Annotated in this window: 13 protein-coding genes; 5 read left to right on the forward strand and 8 right to left on the reverse strand. The window is 62.3% G+C overall.

Annotated elements, in window-relative coordinates:
* The first annotated feature begins 31 nt into the window (after window positions 1–31).
* On the forward strand, window positions 32–982 hold the full coding sequence (gshB, locus tag MUU54_RS16365; RefSeq protein WP_247245095.1) for a glutathione synthase: 951 nt from the start codon (window positions 32–34) through the stop codon (window positions 980–982).
* Window positions 983–1,400: 418 nt separating this feature from the next.
* Here the strand turns inward: gshB and cysK are convergent, their stop codons facing one another.
* On the reverse strand, window positions 1,401–2,381 hold the full coding sequence (cysK, locus tag MUU54_RS16370; protein WP_247245096.1) for a cysteine synthase A: 981 nt from the start codon (window positions 2,379–2,381) through the stop codon (window positions 1,401–1,403).
* Window positions 2,382–2,511: 130 nt separating this feature from the next.
* Window positions 2,512–2,976: a dUTP diphosphatase gene (dut, locus tag MUU54_RS16375; protein WP_247245097.1), complete on the reverse strand. Its 465-nt coding sequence runs from the start codon at window positions 2,974–2,976 to the stop codon at window positions 2,512–2,514.
* Window positions 2,977–3,062: 86 nt separating this feature from the next.
* Here dut and MUU54_RS16380 point away from each other — a divergent pair, with 86 nt between their 5' ends.
* Window positions 3,063–4,646: a peptide chain release factor 3 gene (locus MUU54_RS16380; protein ID WP_247245098.1), complete on the forward strand. Its 1,584-nt coding sequence runs from the start codon at window positions 3,063–3,065 to the stop codon at window positions 4,644–4,646.
* Window positions 4,647–4,652: 6 nt separating this feature from the next.
* Here MUU54_RS16380 and MUU54_RS16385 read toward each other — a convergent pair whose 3' ends face one another.
* The 3 genes from MUU54_RS16385 to MUU54_RS16395 form a co-directional block, all read right to left on the reverse strand.
* A complete protein-coding gene (locus MUU54_RS16385; RefSeq protein WP_247245099.1) occupies window positions 4,653–5,588 on the reverse strand; it encodes a threonine/serine dehydratase in 936 nt (311 codons plus the stop codon).
* 64 nt (window positions 5,589–5,652) lie between these two features.
* On the reverse strand, window positions 5,653–6,279 hold the full coding sequence (locus MUU54_RS16390) for an EAL domain-containing protein (RefSeq protein WP_247245100.1): 627 nt from the start codon (window positions 6,277–6,279) through the stop codon (window positions 5,653–5,655).
* Between the two features lie 8 nt (window positions 6,280–6,287).
* The gene (locus MUU54_RS16395; RefSeq protein ID WP_247245101.1) at window positions 6,288–6,851 is read right to left on the reverse strand and encodes a GGDEF domain-containing protein; all 564 of its coding nucleotides are present in this window, start codon (window positions 6,849–6,851) and stop codon (window positions 6,288–6,290) included.
* On the opposite strand from MUU54_RS16395, the gene MUU54_RS16400 reads away from it, so the two are divergent.
* The gene (locus MUU54_RS16400; RefSeq protein WP_247245102.1) at window positions 6,738–7,064 is read left to right on the forward strand and encodes a BLUF domain-containing protein; all 327 of its coding nucleotides are present in this window, start codon (window positions 6,738–6,740) and stop codon (window positions 7,062–7,064) included. The two genes, MUU54_RS16395 and MUU54_RS16400, sit on opposite strands and share 114 nt — an antisense overlap.
* On the opposite strand, the gene otsA is transcribed toward MUU54_RS16400, so the two are convergent.
* Together otsA and otsB are read right to left on the reverse strand one after the other, a co-directional pair.
* On the reverse strand, window positions 7,061–8,440 hold the full coding sequence (gene otsA, locus MUU54_RS16405) for an alpha,alpha-trehalose-phosphate synthase (UDP-forming) (protein WP_247245103.1): 1,380 nt from the start codon (window positions 8,438–8,440) through the stop codon (window positions 7,061–7,063). The genes MUU54_RS16400 and otsA overlap by 4 nt on opposite strands.
* Window positions 8,437–9,276 carry a trehalose-phosphatase gene (gene otsB, locus MUU54_RS16410; RefSeq protein WP_247245104.1) on the reverse strand — a complete coding sequence of 280 codons (840 nt, stop codon included), beginning with the start codon at window positions 9,274–9,276 and terminating at the stop codon, window positions 8,437–8,439. Before otsB ends, otsA begins: the two co-directional genes overlap by 4 nt.
* Before the next feature lie 217 nt (window positions 9,277–9,493).
* On the opposite strand from otsB, the gene MUU54_RS16415 reads away from it, so the two are divergent.
* A complete protein-coding gene (locus MUU54_RS16415; RefSeq protein ID WP_247245177.1) occupies window positions 9,494–10,255 on the forward strand; it encodes a class II glutamine amidotransferase in 762 nt (253 codons plus the stop codon).
* Here MUU54_RS16415 and coaBC read toward each other — a convergent pair.
* Entirely contained in the window at window positions 10,252–11,463 is a 1,212-nt protein-coding gene (gene coaBC / locus MUU54_RS16420) for a bifunctional phosphopantothenoylcysteine decarboxylase/phosphopantothenate--cysteine ligase CoaBC (protein ID WP_247245105.1), read from the reverse strand. The two genes, MUU54_RS16415 and coaBC, sit on opposite strands and share 4 nt — an antisense overlap.
* Before the next feature lie 122 nt (window positions 11,464–11,585).
* Here coaBC and MUU54_RS16425 point away from each other — a divergent pair, with 122 nt between their 5' ends.
* Window positions 11,586–11,981 carry a hypothetical protein gene (locus tag MUU54_RS16425; protein WP_247245106.1) on the forward strand — a complete coding sequence of 132 codons (396 nt, stop codon included), beginning with the start codon at window positions 11,586–11,588 and terminating at the stop codon, window positions 11,979–11,981.
* Window positions 11,982–12,084 lie beyond the last annotated feature (103 nt).

Genomic DNA, 12,084 nt, shown 5'->3' on the forward strand with positions numbered 1-12,084 from the left:
TCAGGCGGGCATTTTACAAGGGGTAGGGGCTATGGCACGCATTCGCAAGGTCGCATTCCAGATGGACCATGTCTCCAGCATCAACATTGCTGGAGATTCCACCTTCGCCATGGCGCTGGAGGCGCAGGCGCGCGGTTACGAGCTGTTCCACTACACCCCCGATCGGCTGACCATGCGCGACGGCAAGATCTTCGCCGCCGTCGAGCCGATGCAGGTCCGCGACGTCAAGGGCGACCATTATACGCTGGGCGACCGCGAGCGGGTCGATCTGTCGGCCATGGACGTGATCCACCTGCGGCAGGACCCGCCCTTCCACATGGGCTACATTACCTCGACACACCTGCTTGAGCGCATTCATCCGAAGACGCTGGTGGTCAACGATCCCGCCTGGGTCCGCAACTCGCCGGAGAAGATCTTCGTTACCGAATTCGCAGACCTGATGCCGGCCACCCTGATCAGCCGCGACGTCCAAGAGATCGCCACCTTCCGTCAGGAGATGGGCGACATCATCCTGAAGCCGCTTTACGGCAATGGCGGCGCCGGCGTATTCCATTCCACCCGCGACGACCGCAACTTTACCTCGCTGCTGGAAATGTTCGAGCAGGTCTATCGCGGCGAGCCCTATATCGCGCAGGCGTATCTGCCGGCCGTGCGCAAGGGCGACAAGCGCATCCTGCTGGTCGACGGCGAGCCCGTCGGTGCCATCAACCGCGTGCCGGCGGAGACCGACAGCCGCTCCAACATGCATGTCGGGGGGCGTGCCGAGGCCGTGGAATTGACGACTCGCGACCGGGAGATCTGCGAGCGGATCGGTCCGGCGTTGCGGGAGCGTGGCTTCATCTTCGTCGGGATCGACGTGATCGGCGACTACATGACGGAGATCAACGTGACCTCTCCAACGGGCATCCGCGAGGTGAAGAAGTTTGGCGGCGCCGATGTTGCGGCCCTTCTGTGGGACGCAATCGAGGCCAAGCGCCGCTAAGGCATTCCTCATCCAGCGCCGCTTTGTTCCTGCTTTACAACCGCTTGCAACCTAGGCACAGCGCGAGCGGGAACTCATTCCCCGGATGTTCTTGTTTATTCTATTTCTGTGCAGGATTGCGTTCGCTGATGCGGAAGGCATGTATGTTGCGGTCCTCGGACATTAGGTTGGAGGCGGGAATATGGTGGCACGCGTCTCTACAGTTGCATTTCATGGCAAAGAAGGCGTTCCCGTTCCTACCGCATGGCCGGCAAACGGCTGGCAGCGGCGGCGTAGTAATGTGAGCGAATGGGGGATAGCGAATAGGGAACTGGAGAATGCGGACGGCTTGCGGTGCAGACCATCAGTCGGTCTGACACTCGACACTCGACACTCGACACTCGACACTCGACACTCGACACTCGACACTCGACACTCGCTATTCGCTAGATAAGCCGCCCAGGCCTTCGAACAATGCCGTGGAGAGATATCGTTCGGCGAAGGAGGGGATGATGACGACGATGTTCTTCCCGACGTTTTCCTCGCGGCTGCCCACTTTGATCGCGGCAGTCAAAGCCGCGCCGGAGGAGATCCCGACCGGCACCCCTTCGAGGCGGGCGACCAAACGTGCCATTTCGAATGCTTCGTCGTTGGAAACGGTCACGACCTCGTCGTAGATCTCGGTGTCGAGGATCGTGGGCGCGAAGCCGGCGCCAATGCCCTGAATCTTGTGCGGGCCAGGGTTGCCGCCGGACAGCACCGGGCTGTCGGTCGGCTCAACGGCGATGACCTTGATCTCCGGCTTGCGACCCTTCAGGACCTGGCCGGCGCCGGTGATCGTGCCGCCGGTGCCGATGCCGGAGACCAAGATGTCGACCGCGCCATTGGTGTCGTTCCAGATCTCTTCGGCCGTGGTCTTGCGGTGGATCTCCGGATTGGCCGGGTTCTCGAACTGCTGCGGGATGATCGCATCGGGAAGAGTCGAAGCGAGTTCCTCTGCCTTGGCAATGGCACCCTTCATCCCCTTCGGACCTTCTGTCAGCACCAGTTCGGCACCGAGCAGGGCGAGCATCTTGCGGCGCTCGATCGACATGGTCTCCGGCATGGTCAGGATCAGCTTGTAACCCTTTGCGGCCGCAGCGAAGGCAAGTGCAATGCCGGTGTTGCCCGACGTGGGCTCCACGAGCGTCGTCTTGCCGGGCGTGATCTTGCCCTGGGCTTCTAGGCTCTCGATCATTGCGACGCCGATGCGATCCTTGACCGATGCAATGGGATTGAAAAACTCAAGCTTGGCGAGAAGATTTGCCTTGACGCCCTTCTCCTTGCTCAGTTTGTCGAGGCGCACGATCGGCGTGTCACCGATCGTTTCGGTAATGGAGGAATAGATCCGGCCGCGGCCATGCTTCTTTGTGTCTGCCATGATGCTCTCCCTAGGTTGCCGACAAGGTAGGGCGAGTTTCGCCGCAAGGCCAGCGAAGGAAGAGCGGATCGGCAGAATGCCGCAGAAATTTGTTCCACGGAGAAGGCAGGCCGAGGTAGGGTTTGCTCAGTCAGACACCGGTCGAGCCGAACCCGCCTGCCCCACGCAGCGTCGAGCCGGCCTCGCCAGCCTCTTGAACACGCACTTGGATCACCGGCGCCACCACCATCTGCGCAATCCGCATGCCGCGCGCGATGGAAAACGCTTCCTGTCCAAGATTGACGAGCAGCACCTTTACCTCGCCACGATAATCACTGTCGATCGTTCCCGGCGTATTGAGGCAGGTGACGCCGTGCTTGAACGCCAGGCCAGATCGTGGCCGCACCTGCGCCTCGAAATTTTGGGGAAGTTCGAACACCAAGCCGGTCGGCACCAGCGCGCGCTCACCCGCCTCAAGCGTCAGCGGCTCACCCTCCGGCAGGGCAGCCCGCAGGTCCATGCCTGCGGCCCCCGAGCTCTCGTAGCTTGGCAGCGGCAGGCCTTCTCCGTGCGGAAGCCGGATCAGGGTGACGAGGGGTCCGATGACCTCGCGCATGGGCAGTCTCCTTCGGTTCGTCCCGGTCAATTGCATATGTGCCGCGGAATCGCTAGATAAGCGGCAACCGACAGGATTTACCAGATATGGCCGAAAGTCTCGCCGAGGCGGTCTCCCGCCGCCGTACATTTGCGATCATCGCGCACCCCGATGCGGGTAAGACGACGCTCACCGAAAAGCTGCTGCTGTTCGGCGGCGCCATCCAGCTCGCAGGCGAGGTGAAGGCAAAGAAGGACCGCATCCAGACCCGTTCGGATTGGATGAAGATCGAGCGCGAACGCGGCATCTCCGTCGTCACCTCGGTGATGACCTTCGAGTATGACGGCAATGTCTTCAACATTCTCGACACGCCCGGCCACGAAGACTTCGCCGATGATACCTACCGCACGCTAACGGCGGTCGATGCGGCCGTCATGGTCATCGACGCCGCCAAAGGCATTGAGCCGCGGACGCTGAAGCTTTTTGAGGTCTGCCGCATACGCGACATCCCGATCATCACCTTCATCAACAAGATGGACCGCGAAAGCCGCGACCCCTTCGAGATTCTGGACGAGGTGGAGGAGAAGCTGGCGCTCGATACCGCACCGGTCACCTGGCCCGTCGGCCGGTCCAAGACCTTCTGTGGAGCCTATCACCTCGCTCACAACAGCTTCCGCGGTTCCGATACGCAGGTGGTGACGACGAAGGTGAACGGACCGCAGGCGATTGCCGACAAGCTACCGGAAAACGAGCGGGACACCTTCATCGAGGAACTTGAACTCGCGCGCGAAGCCTGCCGCCCGTTTGACAAGCAGGCCTTCCTCGAGGGGCACATGACCCCTGTCTTCTTCGGCTCAGCGCTTCGCAACTTCGGCGTCCGCGACTTGATCAACGCGCTGGGCGATTTCGCCCCACCCCCGCGCGACCAGGTTGCCGACACCCGCACCGTGCACGCAGCCGAAGACAAGATGACGGCCTTCGTCTTCAAGATACAGGCCAACATGGATCCGAACCACCGTGACCGCATCGCCTTTGCGCGCGTCTGCTCCGGCAAGCTGGAGCGCGGCATGAAGGCGCGGCTTGCCCGTACCGGTAAGCATCTTGGGCTCACCGCGCCGCAGTTCTTCTTCGCTTCCCAGCGGCAGCTTGCCGATACCGCCTATGCAGGCGACGTCGTCGGCATCCCGAACCACGGGACGCTCCGCATCGGCGATACGCTCACCGAAGGCGAGCAGCTGGTCTTCCAGGGCGTGCCGAACTTCTCGCCGGAAATCCTGCGCCGCGTGCGGCTGGAGGACGCCATGAAGGCGAAGAAGCTGAAGGAAGCGCTTCAACAGATGGCGGAGGAGGGCGTCGTGCAGCTCTTCTCGCCCGAGGACGGTTCGCCGGCCATCGTCGGCGTCGTCGGTGCCCTGCAGTTGGACGTCCTGAAGGAGCGTCTTTCAGCGGAGTACACGCTGCCCGTCTCGTTCGAGATGTCCCGCTTCTCCGTCTGCCGCTGGATCTCATCTGATAAGCCGGCGGAGCTGGAGAAGTTCCTCACGGTCAAGCGCGGCGATATTGCCCGCGATCTGGATGGCGATCCCGTTTTCCTGGCGCAGGATGCCTTTTCCTTGCGCTACGAAGCGGAGCGCTACCCGGCGATCAGGATGGCCGCCATCAAGGAGTATCACGTGGCCAAGGCGGCGTGATACCCTTTAGTCGAAGTTGACCGCCGTCGTGTTGGCGCCGCAGATGAGGACAGCAATGCGCTCGTATTCTGCGGGCTGATATTTTCCGGAAAGAAGTGCAGCAAAAGCTGCGGCTCCGCCCGGCTCGGCGACGATGCGCCCGCCGTTCCAGAGGGCTTTCTGAGCTAATCGGATATCGTCGTCGCTGACCAGGATCGGCGGCTGCACGAACTGCTGCGCCAGCGGAAACATCAGTTGACCGACCTGACGGGGCGCAAGCGAATCCGCAGCGATACCGCCCGCTTCCGCATCGACGAGCCTACCCGCCTCCATTGCCTTGTAAAGCGTCGGCGCACCGTCCGATTCCACCGCCACGATCTTCACGCGTCCGCGGAACCAGGCGGAAATGCCACCGATCAATCCGCCGCCACCGACAGCAACCAGCAGCGTCGTCATCTCCGGAACGTCTTCCTCGATCTCTTTCCCAAGCGTTCCTTGGCCCAGCAGCGTCTCGACCTGATCATAGGCATGAACGGCCAGGGCGCCGCTCGACTGGACGAACGCTTCGCTTGCAGCCAGAGCATCGGCATATAAATCGCCACCGACGATAAGCTCCGCGCCGTAGCTCCGGATCTTCGCCATCTTCGCTGGAGACGTGAGACCAGGGACGAAGATCGTCGCGGGTACGCCCAGCCGAGAGGCAGCATAGGCGACGGCGGCGCCATGGTTGCCGCCCGAGGCCGCCACCACTCCCGCCTTGGGGGTCTCGCGCGACAGCAGGTGCGAGAATGCGCCGCGCGCCTTGAAGGAGCCGGAATGCTGCAGGAACTCCAGCTTCAGCGCCAAAGGAAGAGCTTTCCCCCCAAAATCTGCCAGATCCGCCCGAAGTACAGGCGTTCGCCGGATCTGCGGTTGAATGAGGTCGTGAACCTGGGATATCCGTTCCGGTGCTAGTTCGTTCATCGGCTTGGCGTCCTGTGAAATCGAGTAGGATTGCGTTACCTACCCCGCGACGGAACGCAAGGTCTCAAGGCGTTGGAAGCGTTCTGAAACATAAGATGGGTGAAGGCCGCCTAGGTCGGAACTCGGACGCAGGGGTTGACTGCCACCCGCATTGATCGATCTTGATCTTGTCGAAGGGGAACTTCTGCAGGTAGCTCAGCGAGGAATAGCCGGTCCCGAAGTCATCCATGGCAAAGCGAACACCAAGTGCCTTGAGCTGCTGGAAGCTTTCCATGATGGGCGCGCTGTTGAGCAGCAGGGCACCTTCCGTCACCTCCAGTTCGAGACGCGATGCCGGCAAGCCTGCGGCGGCCAGTGCAGAGGTCACGACAGCCACGATCTGCGGATTGCGGAACTGGATGGGGAAAATGTTTACCGAAACTGTCAAAGGCTTTGGCCACGTCGCCGCCTCACGGCAGGCTGTGCGAAGAATCCACTCGCCCATCTGGGTGATGAGGCCCATGTCCTCTGCGGCCGGAATGAACTCGGCCGGGGAAACGGGACCGCGTTGCGGATGCGTCCGCCCCACAAGAGCCTCAAACCCGACGAGCCGGTCGCCATCCAGCTCGTATCGCGGCTGGTAGACGAGCCTTAGCTCCCTTAAGGCGAACGCCTGCCGCAGATCCCCTTCCAGAGCGCGGCGGCGGCGCACCTGTTCGTTCAGATCATCGCAATAGATGCCGAGCGCGCCGTCACCGCCCCCTGCCGAGCGTGAAGCAAGGCGACGGCTGCCTTGCGCATCAGCTCATCCGCATCGACGGCCTGTCCAGAGAGAATGGTGATCCCGATGCTGGCCCCGACATGCAGCATCTGGCCGTCGACGATGTATGGCCGGGAAATCAGATCGATGAGCGTCCGAGCCTGCTCCATCGCCTCCGACTCTGCTCCTGCATTCAACAAGACTGCGAAGCTCTCGCCATCCAGGCGAGCCGCATGGGCCTCCGCCTTCAGATGGCCGGTTATGCGCCCTGCGATCTTCTTGAGCAGCTTGCCAGCCGTCGTGAGCGCGAGCGATTCCGCAGGCCCTGCAGCCGGTCGATGTGGAGGACAAGGAGAGCCCTCTGCCGTTCTTGCTGTGCAACGGCCGAAACCGCCGCGATATGAGCGATCATGGACGCCTGGGACAAAAGCCTCACGGGCGCCCTCATGTTCAGCGGTGGCTATTCCGTTCAGGTCCTCGAAGGCGAACAGGAGTCGGTCGAGGCGACCTTCGAACGCATCCAACAGGACAGCCGGCACGGGAACGTACAACTCGTCGCCTTCGAACCAGTCGCCGAACACAGCTTCGGGAACTGGTCAATGGCCTATATTGGTAAGCTTGGAGAAGCCGACGAATATCTCTCCGGCCTGGCCGAGAAGACAAGCTTTGATCCGGCCTCGCTCGACGGGCAGCATCTGTTCCAGACGCTCAAGGAGCGGGTACTGGAAGCTGCCTAGCGGCCCGGCGCAAGGTCAGCAAGGAAGTCGTCGCACCAGCGCATGACGTCGTGCTCGAGCAGGTGGTCCATCATTCGGCGCCACCGCTCCTGCCGCTCTTCGAGAGACATGCTGAGCCCCCGAGCAATCGCGTTCGCCGTCCCCTCGATGTCATAAGGGTTGACCAGGAGAGCGCCCTTCAGCTCGCGCGCAGCTCCCGCAAACCGCGAAAGCACCAGAACGCCCGGATCATCCGGATCCTGCGCCGCAACGTATTCCTTAGCGACGAGGTTCATCCCGTCGCGCAGCGGGGTCACGAGCCCGATCTTTGCCAGACGGTAAAGGCCGGCAAGCACCGGTCGCCCGATCGATCGGTTGATGTAGCGGATCGGCACCCAATCAACCGTACCGATCGCGCCGTTTGCGCGGCCGGCCTGTTCCGCAACCGTGCGCTGCATGGCTTCGTATTCCGGCACTTCGGAGCGGGACTTCGGGGTAATCTGCAGATAGGTGACCTTGTTGTGGTAACCAGGATTGTTCTTGACGAAGTGTTCGAAGGCATCGATGCGCTGCGTGATGCCCTTGGAATAGTCGAGGCGGTCGACGCCGATAATCAGGTCGCGGCCTTCGATGCTCTGGCGCGCCTTGCGGACCATGATATTACGTGCCGCTTTGGTTGCAAACTCCGAGAAGGCCTTGGTCTCGATGCCGATCGGATAGAAGCCGCCTTTGAACGTGCGGCCGTAGGAGGTGAAGAGCCCATCTCCCAGCGCTTCTCCGATGCCCTCGCGCACCAGACCTCCGCCGAAATTGGACAAATCATGGTCGGTCTGGAAGCCGACAAGATCATAATGCGACAGGCCCCGCATGATCTCCTCGTGCACCGGCATGGCGAACAGCACGTCGGCCGGCGGCCAGGGAATGTGCAGGAAGAAGCCGATCTTGTTCTTGACACCCATCTGACGCAGCTCGGTCGCCAGCGGGATCAAGTGGTAGTCGTGCACCCAGATGACATCGTCTTCCTCGAGAAGCGGTGCCAGTCGGTGGGCGAAGAAGCGATTGACGCGGAAGTAGCCGGCCATTTCCTTTCGGCCGTATTCCGCCAGATCCAGACGATAATGGCAGATCGGCCAAAGCACGCGGTTGGCGAAACCCTCGTAATACTCCTCGACATCCGTCTTGGTGAGGTCGGTCAGGGCATAGGTGATCTTGCCATGTTCCTGCAGCGAAAGGACTTCTGGGTCCTTCGTGCCGCTAGACTTGCCGGACCAGCCCATCCAAATGCCGCCACGCTCTTCCAGTGCTGCCTGAAGGGCGACGGCAAGGCCGCCGGCTGGCGCAGCGCCGCCCTTGGCTGGCAAGGTAACCCGGTTGGAAACGACCACGAGGCGGCTCAAGTGCGTCTTCCTTTCTGAGATAGATCATTTTGTGCGATCTGTTCCGCGATGCCTGCCAGCGCATCGCGAACGAGGGCGGCAGATGCGATCACCGAGCGTGCTTCGGTGCCATCGCTGTTTTTGGCGACGCGAATGGACCTGCCGTTCATGCCGTTGACGACCTTGAACATCGCCTCGTCCGTGACGTCATCGCCAATCGCAATCGGACGGCGTCCCTTGAAGGGCGGTTCGGTGAGATAGGCCTCCAGCGCTCCGCCCTTGTCGGCGCGTGCCGGACGGATCTCGAACACCATCTTGCCGCGCTGGAGCGTGAAATCATTTCCTGCCTGCAGCAGGTAGTATTGCATCACCTCTTCCAGTTCGGCGCGTCTTTCCGGAGCCTGGCGATAATGCGCGGCAACCGCGGCGCCCTTGTCCTCGATGAGGATGCCCGGCCAACGTCCGGCTGCAACGCATAGCGCGTTCTTGACCTCTTCGAGCGCTTCGGTTGCCGTGACACAATCCAACGTTCCATCGGCCAGCCGTCGCTCCGAGCCGTGGAGGCCGGCGATCGGGAACTGGTGAGGCTGGAAAAGTTCGTCGGCATAGGGCAGGGCGCGGCCCGTGACCAACGCAAGCGCTCCACCGAGGTACTGCGAGACTGAGGAAAGATGACCCGGAAGGTCCTGCGGAACGACGATCTCATCCGGCGACGGGGCAAGATCGATGAGGGTGCCGTCGATATCAAGAAAAAGTGCCCATTGGTCGGGTTCCTCGACCAGCGTCTTGACCAGCCGATCGAAAGGCTGAAGCGGGTCTTGATCATCTCCGGCGTGCGATGGATCAGAAGGCAACATGACCTCCTATGTAGACCAGAGGTCGCACGTGGCAAGGCCGCACCGGCTTGAAGCCTCAGAAGAGGGGAGGGCGTCCGTCATAAATCTGCCACCAAGGATGCAGGTTTACGCGCTGTTAACGGCTCCACGGCGAATCTTTCCGGAGGAGTATATCCGAGGAATCGAGAGCTGGAGCTCTGAACACATGTGTCGCTGGGCGGCCTAACGCGGAAATCCAATCTACCTGGAAGAGCTGGTCTCCTATCCCGCGCATTCCCTGATCGAGCAGTCCCACTGTGCGACCCGCGCCAAGACCGCAACCAATGGCGACGGCTTCGGCATCGCCTGGTATGGCGATCATCCAGAGCCGGGGCGCTATCGTGACATCCTGCCGGCCTGGTCCGACTGCAACCTGCGCAGCCTGGCCCGGCAGATCCGCTCGCCGCTGTTTCTCGCCCACGTGCGGGCCGCCACCCATGGTGCGACCCGACGCGACAACTGCCATCCCTTCGTCAACGGGCGCTGGTCCTTCATGCACAATGGCCAGATTTCCGGCTTCGACCGCATCCGCCGACGCATGGAGGCGATTCTGTCCGACGAGCTGTTCCACGCCCGCACCGGAACGACGGACTCCGAGCTCCTTTTCCTTCTGGCATTGGAGTTCGGCCTCGACCAGAATCCGCAAGGCGCCATCGCGCGTGCCATCGCGACGGTCGAACGCCTGTCGGCCGGCGTCTCCGATGATGTTCTGGTGCGCTTCACCGCGGCCTTCTCGGATGGTCGCTCGCTCTATGCAGTCCGCTACGCAACCGACAGCCGTCCTCCGACGCTGTATGCTGCGCCGCTGGGGGATGCATCGAGCTACTGCCTCGTGTCCGAACCGCTGAACGATGAGGTAGATCGCTGGGCGGAGATACCGGACGGCAGCATTGTGGTCGTTGGCGATGCGGGACTATCTGTCGAGCGGTTCCTTCCCGAGATGCCGGCGCAGGCAGCCTAGGCGTCGCCAAGACGTTCGGCAATCAACGCAGCCAGCCGCTCGGCCACCTCGTCCTTGCTCATGTCCGGCCAGTCTTGAATGCCATTCGCCGAGACGATCTTCACCCGGTTTCGCCTTCCCCCCATGACCCCTGTTTCAGGCGAGACGTCATTGGCAACGATGAGGTCCGCGCCCTTTCGCTGCAGCTTCTGGAGCGCATTCTGATCCAGATCCTGCGTTTCCGCCGCAAAGCCGACCACCAGCTTCGGACGTTGTGGGTGATGCCCTACCGTTTTCAGGATGTCCGGGTTCTCCGCCAGCTCGAGCGTAGGCGGGCCCCCACCATGCCGCTTCTTGATCTTCTGGTCTGCAGCACCTGCCACCCGCCAGTCGGCAACGGCTGCGACCATCACGGCGAGATCCGCCGGCAACTGCGACTCGACGGCTACGCGCATCTCCTCCGCACGCTCAACGTGGATGGTGCGAACACCCGACGGATCGGCGATGGAAACAGGCCCGGAGACAAGCGTCACGTCCGCCCCCAACCGTGCCAGCGCAGCTGCAATGGCATGCCCCTGGCGGCCAGAGGAGCGGTTGGCGATGTAGCGCACCGGGTCGATCGGCTCGTGCGTGGGCCCTGAGGTCACGATTGCGGTCCGGCCGGCAAGCGGACCTTTGGCGCCGGCGAGCAGGCGCGCTGCCGCATCGGCGATCTCGACCGGTTCTGCCATCCTGCCAAGGCCCGCCTCGCCGCTTTCGGCCATCTCGCCGCGCATTGGGCCAACGAAATGAATCCCATCGGCCTTCAACGTCGCGATGTTTCGCACTGTCGCGGCAGCCGACCACATCTTCGGGTTCATCGCTGGCGCCAAGAGCACAGGACGGTCGCTAGCCAGCAGGATCGTGCTGGCGAGATCATTGGCCAAACCATGCGCCATCTTGGCTAGCAGATCCGCACTTGCCGGCGCCACGAGAACGAGGTCGCATTCACGGGCGAGCCGGATGTGACCGACATCCTGCTCATCCTCGCGGGAGAAGAGCTCGGTATAGACGTGTGAAGCGGAAAGCGCGCCGACCGCAAGAGGCGTGACGAACTCCTGCGAAGCGGCAGTCATCACCGGACGCACCGAGGCGCCCCGCTCGCGAAGGCGGCGGATGAGGTCCAGGCTCTTGTAGGCGGCAATGCCGCCGGAAATGATGAGAAGGATGCGCTTTTCGGAGAGTTCCATGCCGTCGCCCGTGCTGAGGGTGGCGCGAAGCTAAGCCTTTGACGCGGGACTTGCAATCCGGGAGGGGCGGGGGCCGGGAACAGCGGCAGCCTCTTCAGCGTTTTCTCGTAAAGGAGATGCCGATGTCCAAGAAGAACAGAATTCCGAAGAAGGTGGCTGGCTTCAAGGTGCCGAAGTCCATCCGCAAGTCCAAGCCTTTGAAAGCGATGCTGGCCAGCAAGACGGGCCGCGACATCCTCGGCAAGGTGCTAATGGCGGGAGCAGCCGCTGCCGCCGCAGTCCTGGCGGAAGAGCGGGATGAGGTGGCGCATGCCGGGAAGAAAGGCGCTGGCAAGGGCGCGCGCGCAATAGGGATTGCAGGTGACGCGATGCAAAGCGCTGCGCATGCGGCCATGGGCGTCGTGACGGACTTGGCACGATCCTACCTGCCGCAGACGAAGGACGAGAAGCGGTCGACGCGCCAGCCGCGAGAGGAAGCGAAGGAAGATCGCCCTTTCGCCAGCAGCGCCACGCATTAGGCCAGACTGAACCCAAGCCCCATCGGCGCCAGAAATGGAAGGCCGGCCGCCTAGAGCGGCTGGCGTTGAAGCGTTTTTGCAAGACGCCGGCGGAACGGATAGG

Source organism: Pseudorhizobium tarimense, from assembly GCF_022968135.1.
Lineage (GTDB): Bacteria > Pseudomonadota > Alphaproteobacteria > Rhizobiales > Rhizobiaceae > Neorhizobium > Neorhizobium tarimense.